At 73.6% G+C, this 13,485-nt stretch carries 14 protein-coding genes and 1 pseudogene; 6 read left to right on the plus strand and 9 right to left on the minus strand.

Annotated elements, in window-relative coordinates; all coding sequences use genetic code 11:
- The gene (locus ACFPIJ_RS24345; RefSeq protein WP_380117481.1) at positions 1–621 is read right to left on the minus strand and encodes a sugar O-acetyltransferase; all 621 of its coding nucleotides are present in this window, start codon (positions 619–621) and stop codon (positions 1–3) included.
- Between the two features lie 36 nt (positions 622–657).
- The gene (locus ACFPIJ_RS24350; protein ID WP_380117482.1) at positions 658–1,215 is read right to left on the minus strand and encodes a hypothetical protein; all 558 of its coding nucleotides are present in this window, start codon (positions 1,213–1,215) and stop codon (positions 658–660) included.
- 62 nt (positions 1,216–1,277) lie between these two features.
- On the opposite strand from ACFPIJ_RS24350, the gene ACFPIJ_RS24355 reads away from it, so the two are divergent.
- Positions 1,278–1,727, plus strand: coding sequence for a MarR family winged helix-turn-helix transcriptional regulator (locus ACFPIJ_RS24355; RefSeq protein ID WP_380117483.1), 450 nt, complete (start codon positions 1,278–1,280; stop codon positions 1,725–1,727).
- A gap of 6 nt (positions 1,728–1,733) precedes the next feature.
- On the opposite strand, the gene ACFPIJ_RS24360 is transcribed toward ACFPIJ_RS24355, so the two are convergent.
- Genes ACFPIJ_RS24360 through ACFPIJ_RS24375 form a run of 4 tightly spaced genes read right to left on the minus strand, consistent with a single transcriptional unit; the run spans position 1,734 to position 5,693 of the window.
- Positions 1,734–2,456, minus strand: a complete 723-nt coding sequence (locus ACFPIJ_RS24360) for a hypothetical protein (protein WP_380117484.1) — start codon at positions 2,454–2,456, stop codon at positions 1,734–1,736.
- Between the two features lie 2 nt (positions 2,457–2,458).
- Positions 2,459–3,106, minus strand: coding sequence for an RNA polymerase sigma factor (locus tag ACFPIJ_RS24365; RefSeq protein ID WP_380117485.1), 648 nt, complete (start codon positions 3,104–3,106; stop codon positions 2,459–2,461).
- A gap of 5 nt (positions 3,107–3,111) precedes the next feature.
- Positions 3,112–5,304 carry a bifunctional polysaccharide deacetylase/glycosyltransferase family 2 protein gene (locus tag ACFPIJ_RS24370; RefSeq protein WP_380117486.1) on the minus strand — a complete coding sequence of 731 codons (2,193 nt, stop codon included), beginning with the start codon at positions 5,302–5,304 and terminating at the stop codon, positions 3,112–3,114.
- Between the two features lie 2 nt (positions 5,305–5,306).
- On the minus strand, positions 5,307–5,693 hold the full coding sequence (locus ACFPIJ_RS24375; protein WP_380117488.1) for a hypothetical protein: 387 nt from the start codon (positions 5,691–5,693) through the stop codon (positions 5,307–5,309).
- Positions 5,694–5,740: 47 nt separating this feature from the next.
- On the opposite strand from ACFPIJ_RS24375, the pseudogene ACFPIJ_RS24380 reads away from it, so the two are divergent.
- From ACFPIJ_RS24380 to ACFPIJ_RS24390, 3 genes and pseudogenes are all read left to right on the plus strand, one after another.
- Positions 5,741–6,049, plus strand: a pseudogene (locus tag ACFPIJ_RS24380) (diguanylate cyclase domain-containing protein); the annotation flags it as partial.
- Positions 6,050–6,106: 57 nt separating this feature from the next.
- On the plus strand, positions 6,107–7,126 hold the full coding sequence (locus ACFPIJ_RS24385) for a M4 family metallopeptidase (RefSeq protein ID WP_380117490.1): 1,020 nt from the start codon (positions 6,107–6,109) through the stop codon (positions 7,124–7,126).
- A 57-nt stretch (positions 7,127–7,183) separates the two neighbouring features.
- Positions 7,184–8,044: an LLM class F420-dependent oxidoreductase gene (locus ACFPIJ_RS24390; RefSeq protein WP_380117492.1), complete on the plus strand. Its 861-nt coding sequence runs from the start codon at positions 7,184–7,186 to the stop codon at positions 8,042–8,044.
- Here the strand turns inward: ACFPIJ_RS24390 and ACFPIJ_RS24395 are convergent.
- Positions 8,025–8,762, minus strand: a complete 738-nt coding sequence (locus ACFPIJ_RS24395; RefSeq protein WP_380117494.1) for a phosphotransferase — start codon at positions 8,760–8,762, stop codon at positions 8,025–8,027. The genes ACFPIJ_RS24390 and ACFPIJ_RS24395 overlap by 20 nt on opposite strands.
- Before the next feature lie 98 nt (positions 8,763–8,860).
- Between ACFPIJ_RS24395 and ACFPIJ_RS24400 the strand changes: the two genes are divergently transcribed.
- Both ACFPIJ_RS24400 and ACFPIJ_RS24405 read left to right on the plus strand, forming a co-directional pair.
- A complete protein-coding gene (locus ACFPIJ_RS24400; protein ID WP_380117496.1) occupies positions 8,861–9,043 on the plus strand; it encodes a hypothetical protein in 183 nt (60 codons plus the stop codon).
- Positions 9,044–9,089: 46 nt separating this feature from the next.
- The gene (locus ACFPIJ_RS24405; RefSeq protein ID WP_380117498.1) at positions 9,090–10,958 is read left to right on the plus strand and encodes a glycosyltransferase family 39 protein; all 1,869 of its coding nucleotides are present in this window, start codon (positions 9,090–9,092) and stop codon (positions 10,956–10,958) included.
- A gap of 31 nt (positions 10,959–10,989) precedes the next feature.
- On the opposite strand, the gene ACFPIJ_RS24410 is transcribed toward ACFPIJ_RS24405, so the two are convergent.
- Both ACFPIJ_RS24410 and ACFPIJ_RS24415 read right to left on the minus strand, forming a co-directional pair.
- Positions 10,990–12,507 carry an O-antigen ligase family protein gene (locus tag ACFPIJ_RS24410; RefSeq protein ID WP_380117499.1) on the minus strand — a complete coding sequence of 506 codons (1,518 nt, stop codon included), beginning with the start codon at positions 12,505–12,507 and terminating at the stop codon, positions 10,990–10,992.
- Complete coding sequence (locus tag ACFPIJ_RS24415; protein WP_380117501.1) at positions 12,504–13,457, minus strand: glycosyltransferase family 2 protein; 954 nt, start codon at positions 13,455–13,457, stop codon at positions 12,504–12,506. Before ACFPIJ_RS24415 ends, ACFPIJ_RS24410 begins: the two co-directional genes overlap by 4 nt.
- Positions 13,458–13,485 lie beyond the last annotated feature (28 nt).

The raw sequence follows: 13,485 nt of genomic DNA on the forward strand, positions 1-13,485 counted from the left end.
TCACTCCTGTGCTGCCGGGCCGTCGACCGCTGCCGGGCCGTCGACTGCTGCCGGGCCGTCGACCAGGTGCCGCACGATCCGGGCCGGGTTGCCGACCGCGAGCACGCCCGCGGGCAGGTCCCGGACCACGACCGAGCCGGCCCCGACGACGGTGTCGGCGCCGATCGTGACGCCGGGGCAGACGATGACGCCGCCGCCGAGCCAGACGTTGTCGCCGATCACGATCGGCTTCGCCGCCTCCCACTTGTCGCGGCGCGGGCCCGGCTCCAGCGGATGGGTCGAGGTGAGCAGCTGCACCCCGGGACCGATCTGCACGTCGTCGCCGACCGTGATCGTCGCGACGTCGTTGCAGACCAGGCCCCAGTTGGCGAACGACCGGGCACCGAACGTGGTCTGGTAGCCGTAGTCGCACCGCAGCGGCGGCCGGATGTAGGCGTGCTCGCCGAACCCGCCGAGCAGCTCGGTCATCAGGGCCCGGATCGCCACCCCGTCGGTCGGATCCGTGGTGTTGATCTGGTACGCGAGCCGCTGCGCGCGAGCGTCGTCGGCGGCCAGCTGCGGATCTTCGGCGAGGTACAGCTCCCCGGCCAGCATCCGCTCGCGCATGCTCTTCCCAGTCATGTGTACAACCGTACACTAGTTGTGTACAGCTGTACACTAGCGCCGGCGTCGGCTGATCGCGGCGGCGACCAGGGCGGCCGGGATCCACAGGTACACCGCGATGAACCCGGCGAACTTCAGCGCCGCGGCGGTCGAGTAGAGCACCGCGACGACCGGATTGATCGAGCCCGGGTCCGGCAGCATGGCGAAGGAGAACAGGTTTTCCACCACGTCGCACAGCGGGCCGAACGCTCCGAGGGCGACCATGGCGGTGGCGACCCGCCGGCCCCTGGTGCCGGCCGGGAAGGCGCGGGCGACGAGCGCGAGCGCGGCCATGAACGCCAGTGCTGTGGCGGCGATGAAGGCGAAGTCCACGAACTGGGTCTGCCAGTAGATGCCGAGCGTGCCGGCCTGGCGCATCTGGGTGTACCAGCCGGACAGCCGGTCCGCGCTGAACGACAGCTGCCCCACGTAGTAGGGCACCGGGTAGCCGGACCGGGCGTAGAACCCGTCGAGGATCGCCTGGCTGACCCGCTGTGCCGCGAACCCGGCCACGGTGGCGCCGATGAGGACGGGGAGCTTCGCGCGCTGGATGAATCCGAATTCAAATTCCATGGAATGTATTTTGCGGACGGGGTACCCGTGCCGTCAAGCGTTCCTTGGAATATATTTGCCGGATGGACCCTCAGAAGCGGGCCGAGCTGCAGGGGCGGGCGATGCGCGAGCTGTCGATCGCGCACCAGCTCGCCGAGACCCGGCTCAACCGGGCGCTCCGGCCGCTCGGCCTCACCATGACCCACACCGCGGTGCTGCTGCACCTCGCCAACGCCGGCCCCTGCTCCGTCGGCGACATCGCCGCCGCGATGGAGGTCAACCAGCCGGCCGTGTCCAAGACCCTCAAGACCCTGGCCGAGCGCGGCGCCGTGACGATGGCCGCCGCCGCGGACGACGCCCGCCGCCGCGAGGTCGCCCTCACCCCGCTCGGCGGCGACCTGATCGGCCAGGCGATGCAGGCGATGCACCCCGACGCGACCGTCGCCTTCGCCGGCCTCGACGACGCCCGCCTGCTCCACCTGGTCGAGCTGCTCGCCGAGGTCAGGGCCACCCTCGACGGCGCACGGGGATGACGGACCTCAGGGGTGCGACGGCTTGACCGGATGGGTGCGGCTCGGCCCGCCACCCGGATCGGCGTTGCCGGGCTTGATGGTGCGCGGCTTGCCGTTCGTCGAGGTCGCCGCGGACGACGTCGCCGCGGACGGGGTCGCCGCGGTCGAGGTCGCCGCGGACGGGGTGCCCAGCACGCCACGGCAGTAGTCGTTGATGCCGGTCTCGCCGTTCGCCGCGTGGGCCAGCTCCCGCCGGTCCTCGCCGGTCACCTGCGCGGCGTGCGGGTCGGCGCGGGCGGCCTCCCACGCGCGGCACAGCGCCTCGACGCGACTGGGCGGGCCTTCCGACGGCGACGGCGACGGCGATGGCGATGGCGATGGCGACGGTGCCGCAGTCGGCCGGCCACCGGCACCGGGCGCCGTGGACGGTGCCGCGTCCTGGACGCCGAACAGCGAATCCACCGTGTGCTGCACGGGCGCCGGCAGGTGATCGCCGGCGGCCGCGTACGCGGTGCCGCCCAGCGACGCGACCAGCATGGCCGCGCACGCCATCAACCAGGCGCGTCGCCGGCGCCGGGCGCGGTAGGCCAGCCGGAACGCGCGCAGCGCGGACTCCTCCCCGGCCAGCTCGGCGGGCCGGGCCGGTCCGGCGGCCGCGGCCAGCAGCGCGGCGACGGCGTGCCGATCACCATCCGGCTCGCACAGGTCGAGCAGCTGCTCGGCGACGTCAGGGGCGATGGAATCGGGCATGATCAGCTGCCTTCCGGCGGATCCGTGCCGCGGTGTGCCTGGACCTCGGGGTGTTCGGCCAGCCGGCGCAACCCCCGCATCGTCGCGACACGCACCGCGCCGGGGCGTTTACGCAGGACCTGGGCGGTGCCGGCGACGTCGAGGCCGGCCACGACCCGCAACATGACCGCCTCCGCCTGATCGGCCGGCAGGGTGCGGATCATCCGCAGCGCCCACTCGGTGCCGGACCGGTCGCCGGCGTCGAGCGCCGCGTCGCGGGCCACCGGGCCGTCGGCCTCACCGACGTCGTACACCGCCTCGTGCGGCTCCTCGCGGCGGCGCCAGGCCCGCCGGTTCTCGTCGATGCCGCGGTTGCGGGCGATCCGGAACAGCCACACCCGGAACGCCGTCGTGTCGCCGCTGAACCGGGACAGGTCCCGCGACGCCTGCAACCAGGTCTCCGACGCCACGTCCTCGGCCGCGTCGCCGCAGACCACCCGCAGGTATCGCAGGACCAGCGGCTGCAGGGCACGCCACAGCTCGGTGAAGGCCGCGGCGTTGCCGGCGATCGCGCCGCTGAGGGCGGCCCCGAGCCGGTCGTCCAGCGCCGCCGCCTCGGCCGCCCGCCGGGCGGCGCCGTGGGCGAACGGCGTCGGAAAGGTTCCCGCCAACGCTGTCACAGCCGACCCGGCCGGTCCGACGCCGGCCCCCGCCCAGGTGCGACCCCGGCCGGTCCATGGTCCGGCGTGACCCCGGCCGGTCCAGGGCCCGCTGCGGCCCCCGACGGTCCGCGGCCCGGCGGGACGGCCGCCGCGGCCAGGCCGGTGCGCGCCATGACCTGCCAGCGCTGCCGCCCGCCGAGCAGGGCGGCGACCGTCGACTGCACGACGACCAGGTACAGCAGCTGCCGGTACACCACCTGCTGCAGCGGCACGGTCCACAGCGGCCCCAGCCGCTCCCGGTCGAGCCGCAACGCGTATCCGGCGGCGAGGACCTGCAGGGCGGTGAAGCCGCACCACACCGCCGCCACCTGCGCCACCGGCAGGAAGAACAGGCTGTAGACGGCGTAGACGTCGACCAGCGGCGCGGTCAGCGGCAGCAGCATCTGGAACACCGCCAGGTAGACCAGCCCGCGCCGGCCGAGCTGCCCGTGCTCGCGCAGCGCCCGGCGGTGCTTCCAGGCCGCCTGCATCGTGCCGTAGCACCACCGGTACCGCTGCCGCCACAGCTGCCGCAGCGTCGCCGGCGCCTCCGTCCAGGCGACGGCACGCTCCGCGTACACGGCGCGCCACCCGGCCCGCAGCACCGCCATCGTCAGGTCGGTGTCCTCGGCGAGGGTGTCGCCCGGCACGCCGTCGACGTCCAGCAGCGCGGCCCGCCGGAACGCGCCGATCGCGCCCGGGATCGTCGGCATGCATTCGCCGAGGTCGAACATGCGCCGGTCGAGGTTGAAGCCGACCACGTACTCCAGGTGCTGCCAGCGGCCGAGCAGCCCGCCCCGGTTGGCGACCTTCGTGTTGCCGCTGACCGCGCCGACGGACGGGTCGGCGAACGGCTGGACGAGCCGGCCGACGGCATCGGGCTCGAAGACGGTGTCGCCGTCGACCAGGACCAGCAACTGGCCGCGGGCGGCCGCGACCCCCGTGTTCAGCGCGGCCGGCTTCCCCGCGTTCGCCTGGCGGATCAGCCGCACCCCGGGCAGGCCGAGGCGCGCCACCACCTCGGCGGTGGCGTCGGTGGAGCCGTCGTCGACGACGATGACCTCGAGCTGCGGATAGTCGTTGCCGACCAGCGACCGGACCGTCGCGGCGATGTTCGCCGCCTCGTTGTAGGCCGGGACGACGACCGACACCAGGCCGAAGCTCCGCAACGGCCGGCGGTCCGCCGCCGCGGCCCGGCGCGCGTGCCGGCGCGCCGCGATCACCTGGACGACCAGCCGGAGCAGGGCGAGGGCGGTGCCGGCGACGATCAGCCACCACATCGCCGCGCTGACCCAGCCGGCACCCGCCTGCGCCCAGCGCAGCGCGTGCCCGCGGGCGACCATCCCGGCGCCGGCCGGCTCGTCGGGCGGCAGGCCGATCCCTTCGGAGACGGTCACGAACCGCGGGCCGCCCGCCCCGGACACGATCCGCTCGACCGCCGCCACTGTCTGCGAGCGGTCGCCGCCGCCGTCGTGCAGCATCACCACGGCACCGGGCCCGGCGGGGGTGGGCAGCGCCGCCGCCACGATCGCGTCCACCCCCGGCCGGCGCCAGTCCTCGGTGTCACGGTCGGTCAGGACGGTGAGGAACCCGGACGCGGCGCGGACCGTCTCGAGGTTGGGCAGCGCCGCCGGCGTCGAGGAGTACGGCGGCCGCATCAGCCGCACGGTCCGGCCCGTGGCGGCGGCGATCGCGTTGCGGGTGAGGTCCAGCTCGAGCCGCTGCCGCCAGGCCGGCAGGGCGGCGAGGTCGGCGTGGGTGAAGGTGTGGACGCCGAGTTCGTGCCCCTCGGCGACGATGCGCCGCACCAGCTCCGGGTACTGGTTGACCCGCGCGCCGACGACGAAGAACGTCGCCCGGGCGTGGTGGCGGCGCAGCGCGTCCAGGATCAGCGGCGTCCACTTGGGGTCGGGGCCGTCGTCGAACGTGAGCGCGACCGCCCCCGCCGGGATCGCCGCGGAGCGCACCGCGCCGCCGGCGTCGACCTGCAGCACCGGGCCGGTCCCGGCGGGCAGCACCGACTCGGCCGCCACCGGCGCCGGGCCCTGCTCGCCGCCGACCCCGTTCACCCAGCCGTTGAGGCACAGCTCGGCGAGCAGCACGGCCATCCCGAGCAGCAGCAGGAGCCAGTGCGCGCGGGGCGCCCGGCGGGAGACGTGTCTGGCCACAGCTACTTCGTCCGGCTCGGCTTCGGATTGCCCGGGTGCGACGTCTTGCGGTTGTCGTGCGGCTCGCTCGCCGTCGGCGACCCGGCGGCGCCGCCCGGGCCGGCCGGACCGGTGGTCGCGCTGCCGGCGCTCCTCGCCGGCGACGGGCGGACCGGTGCGCCGGTCCGCCCGGGGGCCGGGCTGGCGCCGGGTTCCGCGCCGTCGCGGTGGACGCCGCCCTGACCGCTCTGCGGGAGCCCGGGCAGCGGCACCGGCGAGGTGCCCAGCAGCCCGGCGACCAGCAGCAGCGAGCCGGCCGCGAGCAGCACCCCGAGGCCGGCACCGAGGCTGGTGAACAGCCTGCGACGCCGGCCGCTGCGGTCAACGAAGACCGGGTCGACCTGGTTCACGGAAGAAGGAGCGGCGCTGCCCCCTTCCGCGTTACGCGGTACGCGCCGACGACACCGTGGTCCGCCTCGGCGGCGACGAGTTCGCGATCGTGATCGCCGGCGGCGACGCCAGCATCGCGGTCCGGGTCGCCGATCGGATCGTCGCCGCGGTCGGCGAGTCGTTCGAGGTCGCCGGCACCGAGGTCCGGGTCGGCGCCAGCGTCGGGGTCGCGATCAGCGGCGGCGGCGGCCGCGACGGCAACCAGCTCCTGCGCGACGCCGACATGGCCATGTACCAGGTCAAGCAGGGCAGCAGGGGCGGTTTCGCGGTGTACCGCGAGCCCGACGTCCGGCTGATCCACCAGGCCGTCCGGTAACGCACCGGCGGGCTATGGCGCTCCTTTCGCTCGACGGCGAGAGGAAAGGAGCAGTGCATGCGGCGAGCGCTCGCACTGACGATGGTGGTGACGGCGGCCGTGTCCGCCGGGGCGGCGGGTCCGGCGTACGCCACGCCGGCCGGCTCGGCGACCGCGACCGTGTTCTTCCCCAACCCGGTCCAGTCGCTCGGACTGCAGCAACTGACGGACGGCAAGGACGCCGACAGCCCGGCGTTCGCACCCGCCTACCGCCAGGTCACGCTGACCGGGCTGGACGGATCGGGCGGCCTGTCCGGCCGGTACGTGATCGTGAAGAGCTCCACCGGCAAGGCGGCACAGGCGGTCGGCGGCGCGTTTCCCGCCTGGCACCGCGACGCCGATCAGTTCGAGCAGGTGATGGGCTACTACTGGGTGACGACCGCGCAGTTGTACCTCCAGCACCTGGGCTTCGGTTCGACGCTGCGTCCTGTCAACCAGCGCCGGATCGAACTGCGGATCGACCAGTACGGCGGCGACAACTCGTTCTTCCGCGACGACAAGGCCAACATCACCCTCGGCAAGGGCGGGGTCGACGACGCGGAGGACGCCGAGGTCATCGTGCACGAGTACGGTCACTCGGTGCAGGACGGCCAGGTGCCGGGCTTCGGCACGACGCTGGAGTCGGGTGCGATCGGTGAGGCGTTCGGCGACTACCTCGCCGTGGCCGTCAGCAGCTGGGCGGCCGGCGCGCCGACCGCCACGCCCGAGGCGTGCGTCGCGGACTGGGACGCCGTCTCCTACACCAGCACCGTGCCGCACTGCCTGCGCCGGCTCGACGGCGCCAAGCACTACCCGCAGGACGTCGTCGGCGAGGTCCACGCCGACGGCGAGATCTGGTCCCGCGCGCTGTGGGACATCCGGGCGGCGCTCGGCGACACCAGGGCCAGCACCCTGATCGTGGAGGCACAGTTCGCCTTCGCGGTCGACACCACGTTTGCGGCGGCGGCCCAGGCCACCGTGGACGCGGCCGCCCGGCTCTACGGCCCGACGGCCGCGCAGGCCACCCGGGCCGCCTTCGTGGCCCGCGGGTTGCTGTAGTGGGATCTTGCTCCGGATCGCCGTGCCGTCCCGGCGGTCCGGAGCAAGATTGAGGTCATGAAGCTGGGTCTGCACTACTGGAACTTCTCGACGCCGGCCGATCCGGCGGCCATCGCACCGACGCTCAAGGAGACCGCGCTCATCGCCGAGCAGTCGGGGGTGCACTCCTTCACCGTCATGGACCACTACTTCCAGATGGAGGCCATGGCCCCGGCCGGCGAGCCGATGCTGGAGGGCTACACCACCCTGGGCTACCTCGCGGCGCTCACCGAGCGCATGACCCTGGGCCTGCTGGTCACCGGGGTGATGTACCGTCACCCGGGCCTGCTCGCGAAGATCGTCACCACGCTGGACGTGCTGTCCGCCGGGCGCGCCCGCCTCGGCATCGGCGCCTCCTGGTACGAGCGGGAGCAGCGCGGCCTCGGCGTGCCGGTCGTGCCGATGGGGGAGCGCTTCGAACGCCTCGAGGAGACGCTGCAGATCTGCCTGCAGATGTGGAGCGACGACAACGGCCCCTACCAGGGCACCCACTACCAGCTGGCGGAGACGCTCAACTTCCCGCCGCCGCTGGGCCGTCCCCGTCCGCTGATCATGGTCGGCGGCGGTGGCGAGAAGAAGACGCTGCGGCTGGTCGCGAAGTACGCCGACGCCTGCAACATCTTCGCCAACAACCCGGACGAGGTCACCGCGAAGCTCGACGTGCTGCGCGGGCACTGCGCCACCGAGGGCCGCGACTACGACACGATCCTGAAGACCGCGGTCGTCACCCGGCCCGCCCTGACCGACCCGGACGCCTGGCTGCGTGACGTCGAGGCGTACGGCCGGCTCGGCATCACCGAGGTCATGACGATGCCCGACCGCCACCCGGTCGAGTTCGCCAACGGCCTGGCGAAGGAGATCATCCCCAGGCTGCCGTGATCAGTTCGATGTCGTTGAGGTAGTGGTCGAGATCGCCGCGGGCGATGTGGGCGGCGAACGCCGCATCGCCGGCGGCGGCCGCGGTGCGCATGTGCTCCGTCAGGTCGAGCAGGCGCGGCACCACCGCGGCGCGGGCCGCTCTGCGCAGCGGCTCGTCGGCGCCGTACGCGTCGAAGAACAGCGCCAGCCGCTCCTCCGCCCGCGGTCCGGCGGCCGAGCCGAGCGGCACGAACCGGTAGATCGCGTAACCCAGGTCCCACGATCGCGGCCCGGGCGCGGCCGTGTCGAAGTCGATCAGGCCGACCGCCCGCCCGCCCTCGTAGACGCAGTTGTACGGCGCCGGATCGTTGTGGCAGATCACCTCGACCGGCTCCACGGCCGGCTTCTGCCAGCCGCCGGGCCAGCTCGCGGCGACGTCGGCGGTCGCGTCGTGGTAGGCCCGCAGCAGCCGGGCGGCGCTGGTCAGCGCGGTGTCGCCGGCCACGTCCGGCGTCCACGGGTCGTGCCCGACCTCGCCGGGCAGGTAGCCGAACACGTCCCGCCCGGCCGGGTCGGTGCCGAACGACCGGGGCGCGCCGGTGAAGCCGCGGGTCTGCAGGTGCTCGAAGAGCTGGTGGACGCGGGGACTCCAGGCCTGCGCCGGCCGACGGACCGTCGCCCCGACCCGCACGACCCGGTTGATCCCGCCGCCCGCGAGGACCTCTTCCTGCGACTGCATGGAGCCCAACCTTTCACGGATCTTCCCGATCCGCTGTCCTCGATGCCACCGGAAGCAGTGTCCGAAAGGATTGGTTCATCCGCAAAAGCGGCGACCTCGTGCGTGGCAACGTCGCCGGGGTGACCGTCGTCGACCTGACCCCGGCCGAACTGGCCGCCGCCGACGCCGTCGTGCTGCTCACCGACCACGACGACTTCGACTACGACATGGTCGAACGGCACGCCGGCTACATCTTCGACACCCGGGCCCGCTGCCACGGCGAGGCCGTCGAGCGCCTGTAACCGTTCGACATGCAGCGGCATCGCGGCCGTCGGGTAGCTTGGCCCGGTGATCGTGGTGCCGCTGCTCACCTTCCTGGCCGTCGCGCGCCTGTGCCTGCCCCGCGAGGGCGGCATCCGGCTCGCGCTGCTGCGCGCCGCGGTCCTCGTCGGCGGCGCCGCCTGCATCTGCGTCGAGGCACTGTCCGCGGTGCACGCGCTGCACCGGCCCGTGATCATCACCGGCTGGGTCCTCGCCCTGCTGGTCACCGGCGGTTTCGCGATCCGCTCGTCCCGCCCTTTCCGTCCTGGCGGGCTCTTTCAGGTGCGGGCGCGCTGGGCGGGTCTCTCGCGCGCGGAGCGGCTCATGGTGGTCGCGCTCGGCGGGATCTTCCTGCTCGACCTCGTCGTCGCCGTCATCGCCCCGCCCAACAACTTCGACTCGCAGACCTACCACCTGCCGAAGATCGAACACTGGGTCCAGCAGGGCGACGTCAGCTTCTACCCGACCGTCATCGACCGGCAGCTGGCGATGGCGCCGGGCGCGGAGTACCTGCTGCTGCACCTGCGCCTGCTCACCGGCGGCGACGGCGGCTACAACCTGGTCCAGCTCGCCGCCGGCGTCGGCGCGGTCCTCGCCGCGTCCCGCATCGCCCGGCAGCTCGGCGGCGGCACCAGGGCGCAGCTCGTCACCGCGCTCATCGTCGGCACCACCCCGATGGTCGTGCTCGAGGCGACCAGCACCCAGACCGACCTCGTCGTCGCGCTGTGGGTCGCCTGCGTCGCCACCTTCACCCTCGACGGCCTGCGCGCCCGGTCGGGGCCCTTCGACGTCCTGCTGATCGGCACCGCCGCCGGCCTGACGCTGCTGACGAAGGCGACCGGGCTGCTCGCCGCCGGGCTGCTGCTCGCGGTCTGGGCCGTCGCGCAGCTGCGGCTGGCCAGGTGGCGCGGGCTGCCCGGCGCGGTCGCGGTCGGCGCGCTCATGCTGCTGCTCGCCGGGCCCAGCCTGCTGCGCGTCCAGCAGACCTACGACAACCCGCTCGGGCCGGCGCACCTGCGCGAGTCGATCTCCATGCAACGGCACGACCCGGCGTCGGTGCTGGTCAACGCGCTGCGCGTGGCGGAGACGGCGCTGCAGACGCCGGCCGGACCGGTCAACGACGCCATCGCCGCCGGGATCATCGGCGTGGCCGGCGTCCTCGGCGTGGACCCGCAGGGGCGGGACATCACGTACTGGAACGAGCAGTTCCCCTACCAGTCCTGGCCGCCGGACGAGGACCGGGTGTCGTTCCCCGCGCAGGGCGTGCTGATCCTGCTCGGCGCGCTGGTCCTCGTCTTCCGCAGGGACACCAGGCTCTACGCCGCCGTGTTCTGGCTGGCGATCCTGGCCTACGTGGTCACGGTGAAGTGGCAGCCGTGGGGCAACCGGCTCATCGTCTTCCTGCTGGTCCTCGGCGCGCCCCTGGCGGGGCTCTGGATCGCCGGGCTCACCGGGCGGCGCGTCGCCACCTGGGTCACCGCCGGCGTGCTCGTCGCCGGGGTCGCCGCCGGTGGCCTCGCCGTCGCGTACGGCTGGCCGCGCCGCCTCGTCGGAGCCGGCAACGTGTTCACGACCTCGCAGCTCGACCAGCGGTTCATCCGGGAGCCGACCTGGCAACGCGACTACGTGTGGGCGGCGGACGCGATCCGGGCGGCGGGGGCGAAGAAGGTCGGGCTGATCCAGGGGTACAACACGTGGGAGTACCCCTGGTGGATCCTGCTGCCGGGCACGCAGATCGTGCCGCTGCAGTCGCTGCAGCCGGACCTGCCCCCGCCGGGGACCGCCGGCCTGGACGCGGCGGTGTGCATGCAGCCGCCGAAGGTCTGCGAGTTCTACCTGCCGCCGACCTGGAAGGTGATCCGCCAGGGCGAGATGGCGTACGCCCTGGCGCCCTGACCTCTTCTACGTGCTGGCGTTCTGACGGCTTTTACGTGCTGGCGTTCTGACGGCCCTCGGCCGGCTCGGTCGACGGGCTCTGCCCCGGCACGACCGCGGCCGGCTCCGCCTGCTGCCGGGACCGGACCTCGCCGGCCAGCAGCACCAGCCAGATCGCGCCGTTGGTGCCGCCGATGACCCAGTCCTCGGTCATGATCGTCGGTACCGCGGCGACGGCACCGACGGTGAACCAGATCGCCGGTTGCGCCGTTTCCGGGCGGCGGAGGATCAGCGCGTACCAGAGGCCGCGCAGCGCGTGCCACAGCAGCAGTGCGACACCGATCAGGAAGCCGATCGCGCCGAGCACACCGCCGCGGCGGAACGCTCCGACGGCGGCGTTGTCCGTGTTCAGGTCGCGGCGCGGCCCCTCCTTCGGGGCGCCGTCGTTGTCGCGGTGCACCACGGCCCGCGAGGTGCGCGCGTCGCCGAACGCCTTCTCCGCCCAGCCGGCGTGCTCCCAGTCGACCCAGACCTGCCGCCACGTGTCGGTGCGGCCGCTGGTGACGTCGCCGCCGTCCGGGGTGAACCGGTCGCGGAAGAGGAAGTCGTTGCCGCCGCCGATGGTGAACACGGTCGCGAGGACCACGAACGGCATCGCGACCGCGACCCACCGGGCCCGCCCGCGATCCACGTCCTCGGCCTCACCGCGCCGCAGCAGGACCACGACGGCATACGCGCAGGCGGCCGCGGTGGCGAACACGAACCCGGTCCGCGAGTCGCTGATCGACAGCACCAGCGCGGCGGTCGCGGCGACGCCGAGGCGCTGCCACGCGGCGAACGCCCGGTCGAACCCGACCCGCACCGCGGCGATCACGACCAGCCCGGCCAGGGAGTTCGGGTGGTAGAACAGGCCCGTGCCGCCCCAGAACCGGTTGCGCATCATCCGGGCCGACGCGCTGTCCGGGATCGCGTGGAACTGGTCGAAGAGGCTGCCGGCGCCGAAGTACAGCAGCGCGCCGATGCCGATCAGGATCGCCGCGGCCATGCCGATGCTGAGGTCCCGGCGCCGGTCCTTCGCGGTGATCGCGACGACCGCGAGCACGGCGAGGGTGAACACGCCGAGATACGCCAGGCGCTGCGCGGCCACGGTGAGGTGACCGGACCGCTGCACGAGCAGCGCGCCGAGCACGCCGAACACCCAGTAGGACAGGCCGAGCCAGGCCCCGCCGAGTTTCGGCAACTCGCGCAGATTGCGCAGCCAGGGGCGGCTCCACACCGCGAACACGACCACCTCGACGAACAGCACCGCCCAGATGACGATCGGGCGCTGGGTCGAGGTCCAGGTGAGGATGCCGGCGGTGGTGAAGAGCCCGCCGACGACCACGCCGCGCACCGTGCTGCCGCGCAGGCTCAACGCCAGGCCGACGACGCCGGCGGCGATGACCGCGGCCGCGAACGCCTCGCCCGACTCGCTGAGGCTGCCGGTCCGGCCGTGCTCCAGGATCGCGGCGAGGACCGCCAGGATCGCCGCGGCGGCCGCGCCCGCGGTGATCGCGGTGCGCCGGGTCATCGGGCGCTGGCCTGCAGCGGCTTCTTGCCCTTGCGCCGGCTGCGGCCCAGGAAGAAGTCGCGCACCACCCGTCGCGGACCGGCCGGGACGAGCCACACCTGCAGGAACGTCACGTAGTCCGTCACGCTCGGCTTGCCGTGCCGGCGGGCCTCGCCGAGCAGGTCGAAGAAGACCCGGGGGCTGCGGCTGGCGGCGGCCATCGAGCCGACCACGCTCATCGCGAGCGCGGCGTAGGCCCGGGGCGTCACCCGCGGACGGGTCTCGCGCAGCCAGTCGAGGGACTGCTTCCACGGCGCGTCGAAGCTGATCCGGGGCCGGTTCTCATCCGCATACCAGATGACCAGGGGCTCCTCGGCGTAGATCAGGTCGACGCCGTCCTCCTGCAGGCTGCGCAGCGTCCAGTCGAGCTCCTGCAGGCGGCGCAGCCCGTCGGCGAACGGCACCTTCCGCAGCAGCGCCGTCGGCGCCATGATCGTGGAGGTCTGGATGAAGCCGTCGCCGTGGAACAGCCCGTGCCGCACGGCCAGGTATTCGCTGATCGGCTCGCCGGGCGCCGGCACGCGGCGCGGCATGATCAGCTCGGCCCGCGGGGTGCGCATGTAGAGGCGGCTGCCCACGATCGGCAGCGGCACCCCGGACGCCTTGGCGCGGGCCAGCTGGGTCTCGAGCTTCTCCGGCAACCACTCGTCGTCGTCGTCGAGGAACGCGACCCACTCGGCGAGCGCGACGTCGACGCCGTGGTTGCGGGCCGTGGGGGCACCGCCGGACGTCTCTCGCTCGACCCAGCGGACCCGCTCGTCGCCGATCTCGCCGAGAGCGGCAACCGTCGCGGCGTCGGGTCCGTCAATGATGACGACGACCTCGAGCTCCGCGAGGGTCTGCGCAAGTGCGCTGCGGACGGCGCGCACCACCAGCTCGGGCCGGTTGCGCGTCGGGATGACGACGCTCACCTCGGGTCTTTGCACGATGACCAATCCG

The sequence above is a fragment of the Dactylosporangium cerinum genome (genome assembly GCF_042653625.1).
Classification (GTDB): Bacteria; Actinomycetota; Actinomycetes; order Mycobacteriales; family Micromonosporaceae; genus Dactylosporangium; species Dactylosporangium cerinum.

Coding starts and splice junctions, on each gene's coding strand:
- ACFPIJ_RS24355 (WP_380117483.1), top strand. CDS start 1,278: ATGGACCCTCAGAAGCGGGCCGAGCTGCAGGGGCGGGCGATGCGCGAG.
- ACFPIJ_RS24350 (WP_380117482.1), bottom strand. CDS start 1,215: ATGGAATTTGAATTCGGATTCATCCAGCGCGCGAAGCTCCCCGTCCTC.
- ACFPIJ_RS24360 (WP_380117484.1), bottom strand. CDS start 2,456: ATGCCCGATTCCATCGCCCCTGACGTCGCCGAGCAGCTGCTCGACCTG.
- ACFPIJ_RS24345 (WP_380117481.1), bottom strand. CDS start 621: ATGACTGGGAAGAGCATGCGCGAGCGGATGCTGGCCGGGGAGCTGTAC.
- ACFPIJ_RS24410 (WP_380117499.1), bottom strand. CDS start 12,507: ATGACCCGGCGCACCGCGATCACCGCGGGCGCGGCCGCCGCGGCGATC.
- ACFPIJ_RS24385 (WP_380117490.1), top strand. CDS start 6,107: ATGCGGCGAGCGCTCGCACTGACGATGGTGGTGACGGCGGCCGTGTCC.
- ACFPIJ_RS24390 (WP_380117492.1), top strand. CDS start 7,184: ATGAAGCTGGGTCTGCACTACTGGAACTTCTCGACGCCGGCCGATCCG.
- ACFPIJ_RS24395 (WP_380117494.1), bottom strand. CDS start 8,762: ATGCAGTCGCAGGAAGAGGTCCTCGCGGGCGGCGGGATCAACCGGGTC.